The following is an 18,134-nucleotide window of genomic DNA, read 5'->3' on the forward strand; positions in this document are numbered from 1 at the left end:
ATAAAAATATGAAAAAATATGATTTCTTGATTTTGAATTTTGTTAAAAATATAAATTTTATTATGAACTACAAGAGAGCATTGAACATCCCGAAATATCATCATAATTGGAAGGCCTTTTTGCTGAAAATTCTGGATAAATTGTATGGTACGGATTTTCTAATGCGTGCGTTAATCTTTGCAGCATTTCGGTTTTTCCTTCGTTAATTTCTTCGATGCATTGATATAAAAGATAATTTCTTAATATGAATTTCGGGTTTGTCTTGTGCATAAGGTCTAAAGACTGTTTACTTGAAATAATATTTTTTTCTAATCTAGACATGTATTTTTTAATAAAATCTTCTAGTTTGGAAATCTTTTCATCATTTAAAAAAATGTAAGAAACATTTTCAAACTGAACCCTTAAGTCTTTTTGATCATCATATTTTTCAAGTTCATTAAAAAATAAGGTATAGTCAAGCTGGAGTTCCTGCATGAGCCCCTGCCAAGCAGTGAAAAAATGTTCATCACTTTTTAAAAGCTGATCAAACCCGAATTTTTTGCACAGCATTTTATCATGAGACTCCCAGAAATAACTTCCATAATCATTTAAAATATCTTCCAGAAATTTTTCATCCTGAATCAGCGGATGAAGGACATTAGCTAATTGCCAAAGGTTCCATTGAGAAATTTGTCCCTGTTTTCCGAAGGCATATCTCCTTCCGGGAAGATCAGTGGTATTAGGTGTAAAACTTAAATCATATTCATCCATCATTGAGTAGGGGCCGTAATCAATCGTTAAGCCCAAAATCGACATATTATCGGTATTCATTACTCCATGCACAAAACCGACTCTGTACCATTCGACCATTAAATCAGCTGTTCTTTTGGAAACATTTTCGAAAAAATCTTTATATTTCTGAACACCTTCTGAAGTGATTTCCGGATAATAATTTTTGATGGTAAAATCTACAAGATCCTGTAATGTTTTGTACTCTCTTTGGGCAGACATTAATTCAAAATGCCCAAAACGCAAAAAACTTTCTGCGGTTCTGATCACTACAGCACCTTTTTCATCCTGAGGATTCCCGTTATACATTATATCCCTTACTACATCCTCACCAGTGAAGGCTAAACTTAAGGCTCGGGTGGTAGGTACTCCCAAATGAAACATGGCTTCACTCATAAGATATTCACGAACAGAAGACCTCAGCACAGCTCTTCCGTCTGCATGTCTGGAGTAAGGGGTTGCACCTGCACCTTTCCATTGAATTTCGGTTTTTTGTCCGGATTTATTTGTGATCTCCCCGGCGAGGATTGCTCTTCCGTCTCCCAATTGCCCTGCCCAGTTTCCGAATTGATGGCCTGCGTAGGCTGTGGAATAGGCTTTGATATTTTCGGGAAGGTTATTGCCGACTAAGAGATCCAGATCTTTTTCTTCAAATTTTCCAAGCCCAATCTCTTCGGAAAGCTTTTCATTGAAAATAATTAATTGAGGCTGATTAAACCCAGCGGGTTTTATGGTAGCAAATAAAACTTTTGGAGTATTTCTCTGCATCGGGTTGCCGGAAAAATCTCCAGGAAATATTTTTATAAAGGGTTGTTCTATCTTGTCAATATTCATACTTCAAAGGTATTAATTATAAAAGAAAGACCTTCCAAATAATTGAAAGGTCTTGTGTATTTCTAAAAGAGAGGTTATTTATTATTAAAATCTATATCTTCTCCTGTATTCAGATTTTCGTTGATATTTTCTTCTTTTTTACCGGAATTGTTCCTAGGTACTGTTGGTTCTACGCGTTTTGGATTTTTAATTTCATCGATTGTTTGTAAACCTCCATCATCTCCGTAGCCTGATCCAATTCCTTTAAGATCCGAGCATCCGTCTTTCCATCCTGATGGTTTTACAAATTTATCATCAGGTGATATTCCTAGCGTTTTATCTGCCCATACCTTTTTCATAAAGATTGCCCAGATTGGTAATGCCATTTTTGCCCCCTGGCCTTCACCGGTTCCGAAGAAGTGGGTAGCTCTGTCTTCCCATCCAACCCAGGCTCCAGTTGCCAGTTTTGGAGTGATTCCCATAAACCAACCATCCGAGTTGTTCTGGGTAGTACCTGTTTTTCCAGCAATTTCCACATCTTTAGAAATTCCTTTTCTGCCTAATTCCCCGGATGCGGTACCATATTGTGCAACACCTTTCATTAATTCGATCATGGTGTAGGCATAGATTGGGTTCATTACTTCTTTTGGTTCTACATTTACCTCTTTGATAACTCTACCGTTGGCATCTTCAATTCTCCAGATCATTTCAGGCTTATTGTAGTTACCATAGTTAGCAAAAGTACTGTATGCTCCCAACATCTCATAGATAGTAATGTCTGATGAACCTAGAGCAATCGTATTATTTCTCGGAATATCTTCTGTAACTCCAAGATCTCTTGCTGTCTGGATAACGGCATCCACACCAGTCATTTCTATAAGCCTTGCTGCAACAGGGTTTTGAGAGTGTGCTAAAGCATCTTTTAAAGTAAGCATTCCTCCTCTTCCGGGAACATGCCATCCTTTATGATCATAAGTTCCGTTTGAAACGGCAGAACAAGGGGTCATTCCTAATTTCATAATTGCAGTAGCATATACGAAAGGTTTGAAGGTTGAGCCTACCTGCCTTTTTCCTTGTTTAATATGGTCGTATTGGAAGTGCTGCCAGTCGATACCGCCGACCCATGCTTTAATTTCACCCGTTCCCGGAACCATAGACATTAAACCTGCCTGTGCAATTTGTTTGTGATATCTTATAGAATCCCAGGGAGACATTTCTACTTCCTCTTCTCCAGCCCAGGTAAAACGGGATGTCTTAGTAGGCTTTTTGAATTCCAACATAATAGAATCTTCAGAAACTCCAGCCCTTTTCAATTGTTTGTAACGGCCGGTTCTCTTCATGGCCTGAACCATTACGCTATTAATTTGTTTATCGGTTAAGTAATAGAAGGGTCTGTTTTTTCTGCCTCTTTGCTCGGCATCAAATCTTTTTTGCAGATCTGTCAAGTGTTCTCTTATTGCTTCTTCTGCATATTTCTGCATTTTGGAATCAAGAGTGACATATATTTTTAAACCGTCCTTGTAAAGGTTTAATTTTTTACCGTTTTCTTTTTCGTAATCTTTAAGATAATTATCGATTTCCTTTTTTAGATAGAACTTATAATATGCAGAATAATCATCATTAATATTCTTAATTGGGTGATAATCCAAAGTAATAGGTGTTTCTGCAGCTTTATCAAAAGTAGCCTGATCAATGTATCCTGTCTTAAGCATTTGATCCAACACAACGTTCCTTCTTGCTTTTGCTTTTTCAGGGTTTCTCATTGGATTATTCTTTACCGGATTTTCCAGCATTGCAACAAACATTGCCGCTTCAGGTAGGGTAAGCTCAGAAGTTTTTTTGTTAAAATAAACCCTTGAGGCCATTTCAATACCGTTAGCATTATATAAGAAGTCAAATTTGTTGAAATATAAAGTAACTATCTCTTCTTTCGTATATCTTTTTTCAAGACTTACGGCTACGACCCATTCTTTTAGTTTTTGAAATGCTCTCTGTAATTTATTTTGAGATGCTCCTCCTGTGAAAAGTAATTTTGCAAGCTGCTGAGTGATTGTAGAACCACCCCCTCGTCCTCCTCCGTAAACAACTGCTCTGGCAACGGATTGTAAATCGATCCCAGAATGCTCTTTAAAGCGTTCATCTTCTTTAGCCTGCAAAGCGTAAACAAGATAAGGAGGAAGGTCTTTATAGATAACCGGCTGTGTTTTTTCTTTTTCAAACTTACCTAATAGGACGCCGTCTGAAGAGTAGATTTCAGAGGCGACATAAATATCCGGATTTTCAAGCTCTTTCACATCAGGCATTTCTCCAAGAAAACCTTGAGAAACAGCAAAGAAAAGCCCTGAAATTCCTAAGATAATAGCAATAAGACCAATCCAGATGAAACTTATCCATTTTTTCCAAGCGGTATTTTTCTTTTTGGGAGGAAGAGGAAAAGTTTTCCCTTTATTTCCTGTGTTTTGTTTGTTTTCTTCCATTTATGATTACGGTTTAGCCGTTTCAATTTTTACTCCAATGTCCTCAATTCCCGGAAGGTTGTCGTTTCTCATCGCCTGTTTTACACCGATTTCGTATTTACCTTTTGCCAGAAATCTATAGTTCAGCTTATACTGAAATAAAGTTTCCTTCGTGTCACCAAATCCTGTACCAAGCCATTCACCGTTGGGTTTTGCCAGTACGTAGTTTAACGTATCCGTTTGCTTTTTCTTACTTTGAAGGTTGGTAAAACTTACAATAAACCTTATATTACTATAAGGATATTCATTGTTATTTCTTACAACAAATATAATATTTTTAGGATTTTGCGAATCTGAAATTTCAAGATTAAATTTTTGTTCACTTTTCTTATTCCATTTATTATCAACGGAATTCATGATAACTTCTCCTTCTGAAGAAGAGTTGCAGCTTAAGAAAAGGATAAGACTAAATAATCCTAAAATTTTACGCATTGTTGTCTTTTTTTGGAGGAAATTTTTTTTTGAATTTTTTCTTGTTCGGGATAGGTTTTTTTTCAGCGGCAGGACCTGTTGCAGCGTCTACTTTTTCCAGCTGGGGCTTTTGAGGCTTTTGCTGCCTGTCCTGTTTCTGAGGTATTTCATTTTTTTCGGAATGGTCTTGTCTTTCAGGCCTGTTGTAGTTTTTCTTCTGGCCTTGCTGATTTTGATTGTTATTAGACCTGTTTTGATTTTTATTCTTGTTATTTCCTCTGTTTTTCTTCTCGAAACGGTCTACATTATTTTCTTGAATAAGGTCAATACTTGTAAACGGAGCATCCGGCTGTTTCAGATCTTCAAGGGGAAGGGTTTTTTCGCCGCGTTTGTTTTTTGAGATTAATTTTTTAACCAGATCAATATCAAAATCGTACCATGCGATAGAATTTTCTACATAGGCAAACCACATTTTCTTTTTGAAAACGTCGATTTTAATGCAGAAGGCTTTTCCTTTTTCCGTATCTAATGTTGTTGAAGAAGAAGGGAAATGGCTTAATGTATCAAGATAACTGTCTAATTCATAATTAAGACAACATTTAAGCTTACCGCACTGTCCTGCCAGCTTTTGAGGGTTGATGCTCAATTGCTGATATCTTGCGACATTGGTATTTACAGACCTGAAATCTGTCAGCCATGTCGAACAGCATAGTTCTCTTCCACAAGACCCGATTCCACCTACTTTTGCGGCTTCCTGTCTGAAACCAATTTGTTTCATATCGATTTTTGTACGGAAAGCACCAGCATAATCTTTAATTAACTGCCGGAAATCTATACGGTTATCTGCGGTATAATAAAACGTAACTTTTGAAGCATCTCCCTGATATTCTACATCTGTGATCTTCATCTCAAGACCCAGCCTGTGAGCTATTTTTCGAGCTTCTATCTTTACGCCGTCTTCTTTTTTTCTTGCTTCCTGCCATACTTCCAGATCTTTCTGGTTGGCTTGTCTGTATATTTTAAGGGCAGATTCTTCAGAAAATTTTTTCTTTTTCATCTGAATTTTTACCAATTCTCCGGTGAGACTTACCACACCTACATCGTGTCCGGGACTTGATTCTACAGTGACTACACTACCTATGTGTAATGGAATATTATTTATATTCTTATAAAACGATTTTCTGTCATTTTTAAATCTAACTTCTACATAATCACACCTGTTCGGTGTGGGGTTGTTGATGTTAGAAAGCCAGTCAAAAACACTTAATTTATAACTATTACCACAGGTATTTACATTTTCACAGCCATTCGCGGTCTTCTTTGGTCCGCAGGAATGTGTAGAATCGCCGGATGTTTTACATCCACAACTCATATATTATATATTTAATCTTGCAAATTTATGATTTTTATCTTTAAGTGGTCTAAAATAATCAAATAATAAGAAATTGAGATGTTTAAGGTTAAACAAATTTTAATATTTAATCATTTAAACTTCTTAAAGACTTAATAGACATTATTTTAAGGTTTTTTCTTGGGCAAATGTTATTTCAAACATAGTTTTCTTTGTTTATATTGTTTAAAAATTTATGATTTATTAACAGGTATAACCAAAATAATTTTATATTTGATACTATAATAATAGTCTATGAAAAAAATTTTAGTATCAACTGCATTATTGACAGGGGTTTTATCTTACGCAGGAGGCTTCAGAGTATCTCTCCAAGGGGTGAAACAATTGGCAATGGCTCACACGAGTGCACATGCTGAAGATGCAAGTGTGGCTTTCTTTAACCCTGCAGGTATGTCATTTATTCCTTCGAAACTAAGCGTCGTTGCAGGAGGATTTGGAGCAAGTAACAAAATTACTTTTCAAAATTTGAATACTTTACAGAGTACAGAAACTGATAATCCGGTGGGAACTCCTATTTATGCAGCCATTGCTTACAAAGCGACAGATAAATTGTCGGTAGGATTCAGCTTTTCAACACCTTTCGGAAGTACTATTGAATGGCCAAACGATTGGGAAGGAAAAGAAATGGTTCAAAAACTTGAGCTGAAAAGCTACTATTTCCAGCCTATGGTTTCCTATAAATTTAATGACTGGTTTGCTTTTGGGGCAAGCTATATCTATGCAAGAGGAAAAGTAAACTGGGACAAAGCTATTACTCAATTCGGAGGGCAGCTTAATCTTGATAGCAAGGCGAGCGGGCATGGTTACGGCTTCGGTTTTTATTTCAGACCTGACCCAAAACTGGATGTGAGTATCGCTTACCGTTCTCCTATTGATATGAAAGCTAAAGACGGAAAAGCTACCTTCCAGTTCCCTTCAGCCTCTATTTATCCTTTGTTGGGGCTAGATACAAGCGGGAAAGACGGTTTTTCCGCAACTTTACCTTTGGTTGAAGAATATACAATCGGTTTAACGTATAAAATAACTCCAAAATGGTTGGTTTCAGCTGACTTCAACTATCACGGATGGGAAAGGTACAGTAAGCTGACCCTTGATTTTGCTAATGCTCCTGTTGGAAATCAACCATCAGATCCTACAATTTCTGTTTCTCCTAAAAATTTCAGAAACTCCAAAACATTCAGATTGGGAACTCAATATGCTTTCTCTAATATGATCTACGGACGTTTAGGGGCTTATTATGATGAATCCCCATATTCTGATGAAAACTTTATTCCTGAGACCCCTTCATTCAATACATACGTCGTAACCGGCGGGGTTGGATTTAAATTAAAACAATTCGGAGTGGACGTTGCAGGAGGATATGCAATGCCTCAGGCCAGAGATGTGAAGAATGCAGGGCTTGGTTTCTATGGGCAGGCTAAGGCAACAGCATTCTATCTAGGTTTAGGATTATCTTATAACCCTTTTTAATTGACAGACTATGAAAAAAATTATAATTTCTACATTCGCTATTTCCGCACTACTTTTTACCACGAGCTGCGAGGATGATTTTGATACAGATGTGAAAGATATTGTCGTGACTTCAGGGGAAGCGAACTTTTCCAAATATGTTGCGTTAGGAAATTCTCTTACTTCAGGGTATAGAGACGGTGCTTTATATTCTGACGGACAAAATGAATCTTATCCTTCAATGATTGCTAATCAAATGAAGCTTGCAGGAGGTGGAGATTTTAAGCAACCTTTAATGCCGAACAATATCGGAGGGTTCAACAATCTTCCTGGTTTTGCTGGAAAACTTACTCTCCAAGTGGTTAATGGATCATTAACTCCCGTTCCAAGCACGCCGGGAGGTGCTTTGGATAATGTGTCCGCAGGAAGGCCTTATCAGAATATGGGTGTGCCGGGAGCAAAATCTTATCATTTGGTAGCTCCAGGATATGGAAACATGGCTGGGCTTGCAACAGGAACTGCGAATCCTTATTTTGTAAGGTTTGCTTCATCCGCAACTACTTCTGTTCTGGCTGATGCAATGTCTCAGACTCCTACATTTTTCTCTCTTTGGATAGGTAGCAATGATGTATTATTATATGCAACAAGCGGAGGAACAAACTCTACAACTGTAGGGGGCGTTACAACTTATACGGCAGCAACAGTTCAAACAGGAAATACAAACCCAGCAACCTATAAATCAAATGATATTTCTGATCCAAATGTTGTAGCAGGTTCTGTAAAAGCTGTTTTAGATGGACTTAAAAGTGTAGGGACAACCAAAGGTGTTATTGCAAACGTACCATATGTTACTTCAATTCCTTACTTTACAACGGTTCCTTATAATCCTCTTACTCCTGCGGCATTGGGAGCAAATCTTACAACACTTAATCAAAGTTTATACGGGCCTTTGAAGCAGGCACTTACTGCTTTTGGAGCTGGAGACAGAATTAATCTGCTTTCTGCAACCTCTAATAATCCTGTTTTAATTAAAGACGAATCTCTTACAAATCTTTCAGCACAGCTTACTGCTGCATTGACACCTTCTTTAGGATTGCCTACAGCTACAGCTTTCGGACAGATTTTCGGACAGGCAAGACAGGCTACCTCGGAGGATTATATCCTTCTTACGTCAAGCTCGGTGATTGCGAGTACGGCTCCGGGAGCACCTGTTCCAGTGAATGTTTACGGAATTTCTTATCCGTTACAAAATCAGCATGTCTTAACAAAAACCGAAGCAGCTTATGTAAAAACTGCTATCGATGCTTACAACGGCTCGATAAAAACACTTGCAGATACATACGGGCTGGCTTTTGTGGATGCTAATGCTAAAATGGTTGAGCTGAACAGTACATCAGGGATCACTTTTGACGGTGTAAAATACACTGCTAAGTTCGTAAGCGGTGGTGCTTTCTCTCTTGATGGGGTTCACCTTACCGGAAGAGGCTACGCTATTGTTGCTAATGAATTTATTAAAGCAATTAATATGAAATATAAGTCTACACTTCCACAGGTAGACGCCAATAAATATTCCGGGGTAAAATTCCCTTAATATTTAGATAAATAAAAACTTACAGGCCACAAGACTAATTCTTGTGGTTTTTTTTTAAATTTGCACAATCTTTAAAAAGTTAAAATGGCCGATCAATTAAGTTATCTATTTTGTACAAGGACGAGTAAGGACTTGGCAGAGAAAATTGCCCAGTATTATGGGAAAGAATTAGGAAAAATCAACTTTCAGGAGTTCAGCGATGGCGAATTTGAGCCAGTTCTTGATGAGTCTGTAAGGGGAGGAAGAGTTTTCCTGATTGGATCTACATTCCCTCCGGCAGACAATCTTTTAGAGCTTCTGTTAATGATTGATGCTGCGAAAAGAGCTTCTGCTAAAAGCATTACAGTAGTACTTCCTTATTTCGGGCTTGCAAGACAAGACAGAAAAGACAAGCCAAGAGCACCAATCGGTGCCAAATTGGTTGCCAATCTTTTAACGGCAGCGGGAGCGACAAGAATCATGACCATGGACCTTCATGCAGACCAGATTCAGGGATTCTTTGAAATCCCGGTAGACCATTTGTATGCTTCTTCCATCTTCGTTGATTATATCAGAAATCTTAATCTGGACAATCTTACCATTGCCTCTCCGGACATGGGAGGTGCAAAAAGAGCAAAAAACTATGCAGGACATCTTGGTGCAGAAGTTGTAATTGCCTATAAAGAAAGAAAAAAAGCAAACGTAGTAGAAGAAATGTTCCTTATTGGAGATGTAGAAGGTAAAAACGTTATCCTTATTGATGACATGATTGATACGGCAGGGACTCTTTGCAAAGCTGCAGATATCTTAATGGAAAAAGGAGCTATGACGGTAAGAGCAATGGCAACCCACGGGGTGCTTTCAGGGAAGGCTTATGAGAATATTGAAAACTCAAAATTATTGGAAGTTATTGTAACTGACTCAATCCCTGTAAAAAATAATTTGTCATCTAAAATAAAAGTGCTATCTTGCGCCCCATTATTTGCAGACGTTATGAAGATGGTTCACGAGCATCAGTCAATTAGTAGCAAGTTTGTTATTTAATTGATATTCAAAAGTTTGCGGGTTTAATTTGAAACAAAATTTTAAATTTTTATAAATGAAATCTATTACAATTCAAGGTACAAAAAGAGAAAGCGTGGGCAAAAAGTCTACAAAAGCTTTACGTGATGCTGAATTAGTTCCTTGTGTTGTTTACGGAGGTGGCGAACCATTGAACTTCTCTGCAGAAGAGAAAGCATTCAAAGGGTTGGTATACACTCCTGAAGCACACACGGTATCTATTGAGGTTGAGGGTCAAACAATTCCGGCTGTTCTTCAGGATATTCAGTTTCACCCGATTACAGACAAAATTCTTCACGTTGATTTCTATCAGTTAGCTGACGATAAGCCAGTTATCATGGAAGTTCCTGTAAGAATCACTGGTCGTTCTAAAGGGGTTGTTGCTGGTGGTGTTTTACGTCAGTCTTTCAGAAAATTGAAAGTAAAAGCTATCCCGGCTAATTTACCAGACGAGATCGTTGTAGATGTTACTCCATTAAGAATCGGTAACAAACTTTACATTGGTGCTATCAAAACTGAAGGATATTCTTTTATGCACCCTGACAACGCAGTAGTAGTTGCTGTTAAGATGTCTAGAAATGCAATGAAAGGGGGTGCAGCAGCTCAGGATGATGAGGATGAAGAAGAAGTTGCAACTGAAGGAACAGCTCCTGAAGCAGCAGAAACTGCAGCAGAATAAGAATTACGTATTTAAAAATACCGAAACCTGTCAATTTTTGGCAGGTTTTTTCTGTTTAAAAATAGAAAAAGAATTAAAATCTTCGTGATCGTTTATAAATAAAACGGCTTTGTGAGGCTAAAAACATAAAGTAATCAAAAAAACTTCGTGATCATTGTGTTCAAATTTTTTTAAATTATAAAAGGTTTCGACAAACTCAACCTGACACCGTCAAATCATACATTTAGTATTAGATTTGTCAGTCTGAGCCTGTCGAAGACTGCATTAAAATTATCCATTCCTAACGATCTTTTAACATCAAACGCATAAAAGTATATTTCACATCGAATCTTTCTATCAACCAACAACAATCAACTCTCGATCACAATCCGAAAAAAAGCTGTAAATTTGAAGAGTTCTAAATAAGAACGTTTAATTTTAAAATTTAATAAATGTTTGACATTCAGGAAATAAGAAGTCAGTTTACTATATTAGGCAGGGAAGTGAACGGTAAACCATTGGTTTACTTAGACAATGCAGCGACATCTCAAAAGCCGGACTCTGTTTTAGAAGTTTGGAATAATTATTATACAGATTTAAATGCTAATGTTCACAGGGGAATCCATACCCTGAGCCAATTGGCAACTGAAGAAATGGAGCTTTCAAGGATAAAAATCCAGAAATTCATTAATGCAAAACATGATTTTGAAGTAATTTTTACAAAAGGAACAACGGAAGGACTGAATCTCATATCTTATATTTTAACACAAAAATTAAAAAAAGACGATGAGATCATTATTTCTTATCTTGAGCACCATTCAAATATCGTTCCCTGGCAGCTGCTTTGTGAGCGAACCGGGGCTAAATTAAAAGTAATTCCAATCGATGAAAACGGGATTCTCCAGCTTGATATATTCGATCAATTATTAAGCGAAAAGACAAAGGTTGTTTCTGTAAATCAGGTCTCCAACGCATTGGGAATTGTAAACCCCATTGAAGAGATCATTTTAAAAACCAGGAAGAATTCTGGTGCTTATATTGTAATAGATGGCGCCCAGTCTGCCCCGCATTTTACGATTGATGTTCAGAAAATGGACTGTGATTTCTTCGTATTCTCCGGTCATAAGATGTATGCCCCAATGGGAACCGGGGTTTTATATGGAAAGCACGCTGTCCTTGAAGATTTACCTCCTTTTCATGGGGGTGGGGAGATGATTGCAACCTGCTCTTTTGACGGGACAACTTACGCAGGATTACCTTTCAAATATGAAGCAGGAACACCAAATGTAGGAGGAAATATCGCTTTGGGATCGGCTATTGATTTTATTCAAAAAATAGGACAGGAAAATATTCAGCATCATGAGAACGCTTTACTGGAATATGCTCAGAAAAAGCTTTTAGAGCTTGAGGGGATTAAGATTTATGGTGAAAAAGCCAACAGAACGGGTGTTGTTTCTTTCAACCTTAAGGAAATCGGGATTGCTTCGGATGTTGGCATGATACTCGATAAATTAGGCGTTGCCGTAAGAACCGGACATCACTGTACACAACCAATCATGGAGTTTTTCCATATTGCAGGAACGGTGAGAGCAAGTTTTGCGATTTACAATACTTTTGAAGAAATTGATGTTTTGGTGGAGGGCGTGAAAAAAGCACAACGTATGTTGAGTTAAAAGATTTAAAATAAATAAATTATAAATCACCTCTGAAAACTCGGAGGTGATTTTTATTTGAAACTTTATCCTACATTCTGCACTCTTTATTTATGAGATTCTACGTATTGGAAGAACTTGATCAAATTTTAACTTAAAAAAGATCTGAAAAGCATGCTTCTATTTCCAATCGGTTATAGAGATACTAATAACGACTGGTTGGTAAACCTTACCAATGTAAGAACGTTAAAAGAAGATTTCGTTACAGAAGAAATCATCTAATTATTTTACTTATAGAAAACACCCCTCAGGAATTGAAAAGGTGTTTTAATTATCGTAACTAAACCTTTAGAGTCTCAATAGTATAAAAATTAAAAGGTCGGTTTCCAATCAACAACCGCCCTGATAAACGCTTCCGCATTTTCAATAGGAATATTTGGCAAAATTCCGTGTCCTAAATTCGCGATATATCTATCCTTTCCAAAACGGTTGATCATTTCTGTTACCATTTTTTTTATCGCTTCAGGGGTCGAATGCAGTCTTGCAGGATCAAAATTCCCTTGAAGGGTCATGGTATGATTAGTCAATGTTCTTGCGAACTCCGGAGTGATCGTCCAGTCAACACCTAAAGCTGAAATCGGAGACTGTATCATATCTTCCAAAGCAAACCAGCATCCTTTTCCAAAAACAACGACATGAGTAAGCGGACTTAATGCTTCAACAATCTGATTGATGTATTTCAATGAAAACTCCTTATAATCCTCAGGAGAAAGCATTCCCCCCCAAGAATCAAATACCTGAACTGCAGAAACACCTTTTTCAACTTTTCTCTTCAAATAAGCAATGGTAGTATCTGTAATTTTTTGAAGTAGCAAATGAGCTGCTTCAGGCTGTTTGAAGCAGAACGATTTAGCAATATCAAAAGCTTTGCTTCCTTTTCCTTCTACACAGTAGCAAAGGATCGTCCAAGGAGAACCCGCAAATCCGATTAACGGAATTTCTTTGTCTAATTTTTGCAATGTTAATTCAATGGCATCAAAAACATATCCCAATGTGTCATTCACGTCAGGAACTACAACATTCTGAACCTGTTTCAGCGTTCTAATAGGGGTGTCCAGCCATGGTCCGACAGATTCTTTCATCTTAAAATCAATGCCCATCGCCTGTGGAACTACCAGAATATCAGAGAATAAAATAGCAGCATCCAAGGGAAATCTCCTGATAGGCTGTATTGTGATTTCAGAGGCTAGCTCAGGAGTCTGGCATCTTGTGAAAAAATCATATTTGTCACGAAGAGCAATAAATTCCGGCAGATATCTTCCGGCTTGTCTCATCATCCAAACGGGCGGTCTTTCAACGGTTTCTCCGCGAAGAGCTTTCAAATATAGGTCGTTCTTAATCATAATAAATAGAGGGCTTGTCAAGAAAATATGACAATTAAAATTTTAAATTTTGGTTACAATTTTCTTTTAATTAAGTCTAGAATAGAAATTAGATTATTTCCTTCTGAAGTAAAAATAGAATTTGAAGTATATTTTTTCAATTCGTTGGAAGTTGTTTTTCCTATAGAAAAAAGTATCATCCTATCAAAAGAATTTTGTTTTGCAAAACTACGAACTCCACTCGGACTAAAAAATACAGCAGCATGATATTTTTCAGTTATTAAAGGATTGAGTTCTTCCGTATGATAAGCTATAACTTTTTTATAATTAATGTTTTGCAGGGGTAGGTTTTGGTCAAGAACGTCTAATGCTATATTTCCGCAGAAATGTAGGAAATTTTCATGCTGGCAATGTCTGGTAATAAATTTGGAAAGTGTCTCCGCATTTCTCAAAATTTTAAAGGTTCCGAAACCGTGCTTTCTTAATTCGCGTTTTGTTTTTTCTCCGACACAATAGATTTTATTAAAATTTTTTGCCGTGAAATCTTCGTTCGGTTTAAAACCATTTTTAAAAAAAGAAGAAACACCATTCACGCTGGTAAAAATCAGGGAATAATTTTTAAGATCAAATGGCTTTACTTTTATAGAAGTTATATTAATTACCTCAACACAATCAGTCAAAATATTCTCCCCTAATTCTCTGGATATTATAGAACGGTCTATATTTTTAGTAAATAAGATTTTCATGTTTTGAGGCTAGAAACTGGATAAAGTTTTTTTAAATCTGATTTTTAATTTCAGCCATCAATTCTTTTCCACCGTTTTCCAGGACTGCTTTTGCAAATTTCTTTCCGTAATTTTCTTCATCATTATAAATGAAGTTTTCGTCTGTAGCAATGCAGTTTTTGCCATCCAATGAACAAAGTGCCGCCTTGAAGCGGATCTGATTATCAAAAAGCTCCGCAAAAGCTCCGATTGGTGCAGTACAGCCTCCCTCAAGGGTATTCAGAAAGTTTCTTTCTATTTCTACGCAGATCTGGGTTTTTTTATGATTGATCTGTTTTACGATATTGTTGATTTCTTCCTTTTCAGAATGTCCGGCAATGGTTATTACACCTTGTGACGCAGCGGGGATTAAAAATGGCAGCATCTCGTATTCAATGTCCATTTTCATTCTTTTAATTCCGGCTAAAGATAATATAGTGGCATCAAAATCTCCTTCTTCCAATTTCTGAAGACGGGTCTGAATATTTCCACGAATGTCTGAAAATTCGGCATTAGGGAAGTTTTTTAGCCAGAAAGCTCTTCGTCTTAAGCTGCTTGTGGCCAATTTAAGCTCATGGAATTCCTTATTTCTCGCAGATTCTTTTCTGATCAGGACATCCTGAGGGAAATCTCTCTCCAGATGAGCTATCAGTTCTATTTTTTCAGGAAGAACTGTAGGAACGTCTTTCAATGAATGTACGGCAATATCAATCTGATCATTGAGCAAAGCAATGTCCAGATCTCTGGTAAAAATACCTGTAATTCCTAAAGAATAAAGCGGCTGATTAAGATTCTTGTCGCCGGAAGATATGATAGGAACAATTTCCGTAAGATAATTATTGTTTTGAAGATGCCTAGCAACTTCTCTCGCTTGCCAAAGTGCAAGTGCGGAATTTCTGGTTCCGATTCTAATGCTTTTCATTGAATTCGTTGTTTGGTTGTTCAACTAATATTTCGTGCATTAATTTACTAATTTCTTCGGCTTTTAACGGATTATCTATTATATATTTTGCAAAACGGTTGGTAATTTTCTGAATCATTTTATCGGAAAGTTCCATGTCCGTGATGTTTATGTATTTATTTTTTTTGTAAAAATTATGCATTTCGTTGCGTTCCATATTCTTCAGAACCGCTTTGAAATGATGGATATTTGGGGCAAGTTTTCGTTTTTTTTCCCACTCAAGAAAGTCTCTTGTCAATTCCTTGATAATTTTTTCTGCTTTTGGTATTTCTTTTTCTCTCTGCTGAATGGTCTCCTGGATTTGTTTTGAAAGCTCATCAATATCAACTAACGTCACATTTTCGTTTTCCAGGATATTTTTATCAACGTTATTCGGAATTGAAAGATCAATTACCAGAGTTTCCTTTCCGTTCGGGAAATGAGATTTGTTGACAATCGGGTGTTTTGCTCCTGTAGCTACGATAAGGATGTCCGTACTTTTCAGCTCGTGGTCAAAATCAGCGTAATTGATATGAGGAATATTATATTTCTCCGAAATTTTTGCAGCTGTTTCCTGAGTCCGGTTGGCAATTTTAATTTTAGGCTGATAAACATGCTTTACAAGATTCTCAACCGTATTTTGCCCAATTTCTCCAACGCCAAGCAAAAGAATATTTTTTTCAGTGATTCTCTTTTGATTGTTTAAAATATAATGAACCGCAGCATAAGAAACCGAAGCTGCTCCATTGGAAATTCCTGTTTCGTTTTTAATTCTTTTTGAAATCTGAATGGCGGAATTAATGGCCCTTTCCAGATAAGGATTAGAATTTTGTCTCTCTTTCTTAAAACGGTTGTAAGCTTTTTTGATTTGGCCAATGATTTCAAAATCACCGATGATCTGGCTTTCCAAACCTGCAGCTACTCTGAACAGATGGGTTAACGCTTCTTCTTTAGTGAGAATATTGGCAAACTGTAAAAAATCCATCAGATTGACCCCGATTGTTTTGCAATATTCTTCGGCGACCAAAAGATAATTGGGAGATGTGGTGTAGATCTCGGTTCTGTTACAGGTAGAAACTACAAACGCGTCTCCCAGGTCTTCTTCATGAATTCGGGTGACAAAATTTTTAATATTTTCATCAAAAAATGCAAACTTTCCTCTTGTCTCAACATCAGCCTTTTCGAAGCTGACAGAAAGTACGGCAAAATTCGACGTTTGATGTATGTTTGAATACTGTAACATAAGCTATGCAAATTTACATTTTTTTAGTTAATCGTTTTCTGATATTGTATATGATAATTATCGTAAAAAACTATTTTGAGTTGGTTCTAAATAAAGAGAGCGAGTTTAGTTTTAAAATTTTGGGTTAAATGTTTTGGATCTGTTGTCTTTGGTGAAAGTTGATAAAATTGTTGTATTTGCGATATTAAAATACAATTTATTATTTAAATTTTTAATATTTATCAATTAATAGAGAATTATTGTTTAGCTGTATCAAAGCTTTTGGCTTTTTGCATCCCGCTTCACGATTGAGCTTATCTTAATTCTAATTGAGATCAATTTTCGTAAATATCTAAAGTAAAAGTTAATAAGGGCTTTAAAATTTTAATAAAATTTTAACCAAATTATATGCTTGAGGAATTTCTTTGGTCGTCTTAAATTTATATCTTTGTAAATCTTTAAAAAATCAGAAGGAAAATATGAGTTTATTCGATATGTTTACGCAAGAGATTGCGATAGACCTTGGTACTGCCAACACCCTTATCATCCATAATAATAAAATTGTTATTGATCAGCCGTCAATTGTTGCAATTGAGCGTTCTACAGGGAGACCAATTGCCGTCGGTGAGCAGGCGAAACATATGCAGGGTAAAACTCACGAGGATATTAAAACAATTCGTCCTTTGAAGGATGGGGTAATTGCTGACTTCCACGCTTCTGAACACATGATCAAAGAATTTATCAAGAAAATTCCGGGAATTAAAGGTAAATTCATTCAGCCTGCGTTAAAAATCGTGATCTGTATTCCTTCCGGTATTACTGAAGTTGAAAAAAGAGCGGTAAGAGATTCTGCTCAGAAAGTAAATGCTAAAGAAGTTCGTTTGATTTACGAGCCAATGGCTGCCGCTATCGGGGTTGGAATTGATGTACAAAAACCTGAAGGCAACATGATCATCGATATAGGAGGTGGTACTACAGAAATTGCCGTAGTTGCTTTGGGAGGTATAGTTTGTGATAAATCTGTGAAAATTGCAGGGGATGTATTTACAAACGACATCGCTTATTACCTGAGAACTCACCACAACCTTTACATTGGTGAAAGAACTGCTGAGAGAATCAAAATTGAAGTTGGTTCTGCTGTGGAAGATCTTGATGTTGATATTGAAGATATACCGGTACAAGGTAGAGACCTTATCACGGGTAAGCCGAAAGAAATTATGGTTGGGTATAAAGAGATTGCAAGAGCTTTGGACAAATCTATCATCAGAATTGAAGATGCAGTAATGGAAACCCTTTCTCTTACTCCTCCGGAATTAGCTGCCGATATTTACAAAACAGGTATTTATCTTGCAGGTGGAGGGGCTTTATTGAGAGGTCTTGCCGACAGATTACACAAAAAAACTGGCCTTCCTGTATTTGTTGCAGAAGACCCGTTGAGGGCTGTAGTTCGCGGAACAGGTATTGCGCTTAAGAATATGGATAAATTCAATTTCTTAATTAAATAATTCTATAACCT

Annotated in this window: 14 protein-coding genes; 6 read left to right on the forward strand and 8 right to left on the reverse strand. The window is 36.8% G+C overall.

Going from position 1 to position 18,134, the window contains the following annotated elements; all coding sequences use genetic code 11:
- Window positions 1-60: 60 nt before the first annotated feature.
- The 4 genes from BW926_RS04620 to BW926_RS04635 all read right to left on the reverse strand — a co-directional run bounded on the left by BW926_RS04620 (window position 61) and on the right by BW926_RS04635 (window position 5,880).
- On the reverse strand, window positions 61-1,602 hold the full coding sequence (locus BW926_RS04620) for a protein adenylyltransferase SelO (protein WP_076444635.1): 1,542 nt from the start codon (window positions 1,600-1,602) through the stop codon (window positions 61-63).
- Window positions 1,603-1,676: 74 nt separating this feature from the next.
- Window positions 1,677-4,058 carry a transglycosylase domain-containing protein gene (locus BW926_RS04625; RefSeq protein ID WP_076444637.1) on the reverse strand — a complete coding sequence of 794 codons (2,382 nt, stop codon included), beginning with the start codon at window positions 4,056-4,058 and terminating at the stop codon, window positions 1,677-1,679.
- 6 nt (window positions 4,059-4,064) lie between these two features.
- The gene (locus BW926_RS04630) at window positions 4,065-4,529 is read right to left on the reverse strand and encodes a gliding motility lipoprotein GldH (protein ID WP_076444639.1); all 465 of its coding nucleotides are present in this window, start codon (window positions 4,527-4,529) and stop codon (window positions 4,065-4,067) included.
- Window positions 4,522-5,880 carry a PSP1 domain-containing protein gene (locus tag BW926_RS04635; protein ID WP_076444641.1) on the reverse strand — a complete coding sequence of 453 codons (1,359 nt, stop codon included), beginning with the start codon at window positions 5,878-5,880 and terminating at the stop codon, window positions 4,522-4,524. The genes BW926_RS04630 and BW926_RS04635 overlap by 8 nt, the downstream gene beginning before the upstream one ends.
- Before the next feature lie 273 nt (window positions 5,881-6,153).
- Here BW926_RS04635 and BW926_RS04640 point away from each other — a divergent pair, with 273 nt between their 5' ends.
- The 5 genes from BW926_RS04640 (at window position 6,154) to BW926_RS04660 (ending at window position 12,331) form a co-directional block, all read left to right on the forward strand.
- Window positions 6,154-7,389: an OmpP1/FadL family transporter gene (locus BW926_RS04640; RefSeq protein ID WP_076444643.1), complete on the forward strand. Its 1,236-nt coding sequence runs from the start codon at window positions 6,154-6,156 to the stop codon at window positions 7,387-7,389.
- 10 nt (window positions 7,390-7,399) lie between these two features.
- Window positions 7,400-8,959, forward strand: coding sequence for an SGNH/GDSL hydrolase family protein (locus BW926_RS04645; protein ID WP_076444645.1), 1,560 nt, complete (start codon window positions 7,400-7,402; stop codon window positions 8,957-8,959).
- Window positions 8,960-9,043: 84 nt separating this feature from the next.
- Window positions 9,044-9,982 (forward strand): ribose-phosphate pyrophosphokinase, encoded by a 939-nt coding sequence (locus tag BW926_RS04650; protein WP_076444647.1) that lies wholly within the window; start codon window positions 9,044-9,046, stop codon window positions 9,980-9,982.
- Window positions 9,983-10,037: 55 nt separating this feature from the next.
- Window positions 10,038-10,679 carry a 50S ribosomal protein L25/general stress protein Ctc gene (locus tag BW926_RS04655; RefSeq protein WP_076444649.1) on the forward strand — a complete coding sequence of 214 codons (642 nt, stop codon included), beginning with the start codon at window positions 10,038-10,040 and terminating at the stop codon, window positions 10,677-10,679.
- 431 nt (window positions 10,680-11,110) lie between these two features.
- Complete coding sequence (locus tag BW926_RS04660) at window positions 11,111-12,331, forward strand: aminotransferase class V-fold PLP-dependent enzyme (RefSeq protein WP_076444651.1); 1,221 nt, start codon at window positions 11,111-11,113, stop codon at window positions 12,329-12,331.
- Window positions 12,332-12,681: 350 nt separating this feature from the next.
- Here the strand turns inward: BW926_RS04660 and hemE are convergent, their stop codons facing one another.
- From hemE to hemA, 4 genes are read right to left on the reverse strand one after another with little or no spacing between them, the layout of a single operon-like run.
- A complete protein-coding gene (gene hemE / locus BW926_RS04665; protein ID WP_076444653.1) occupies window positions 12,682-13,713 on the reverse strand; it encodes a uroporphyrinogen decarboxylase in 1,032 nt (343 codons plus the stop codon).
- Between the two features lie 53 nt (window positions 13,714-13,766).
- Window positions 13,767-14,438 (reverse strand): uroporphyrinogen-III synthase, encoded by a 672-nt coding sequence (locus BW926_RS04670; RefSeq protein ID WP_076444655.1) that lies wholly within the window; start codon window positions 14,436-14,438, stop codon window positions 13,767-13,769.
- A gap of 31 nt (window positions 14,439-14,469) precedes the next feature.
- Window positions 14,470-15,378, reverse strand: a complete 909-nt coding sequence (gene hemC / locus BW926_RS04675) for a hydroxymethylbilane synthase (protein WP_076444657.1) — start codon at window positions 15,376-15,378, stop codon at window positions 14,470-14,472.
- Entirely contained in the window at window positions 15,365-16,639 is a 1,275-nt protein-coding gene (gene hemA / locus BW926_RS04680) for a glutamyl-tRNA reductase (RefSeq protein WP_076444659.1), read from the reverse strand. The genes hemC and hemA overlap by 14 nt, the downstream gene beginning before the upstream one ends.
- 458 nt (window positions 16,640-17,097) lie before the next feature.
- Between hemA and BW926_RS04685 the strand changes: the two genes are divergently transcribed.
- Entirely contained in the window at window positions 17,098-18,123 is a 1,026-nt protein-coding gene (locus tag BW926_RS04685) for a rod shape-determining protein (RefSeq protein WP_076444661.1), read from the forward strand.
- Window positions 18,124-18,134 lie beyond the last annotated feature (11 nt).

The sequence above is a fragment of the Chryseobacterium sp. RU37D genome (assembly GCF_900156075.1).
Lineage (GTDB): Bacteria > Bacteroidota > Bacteroidia > Flavobacteriales > Weeksellaceae > Chryseobacterium.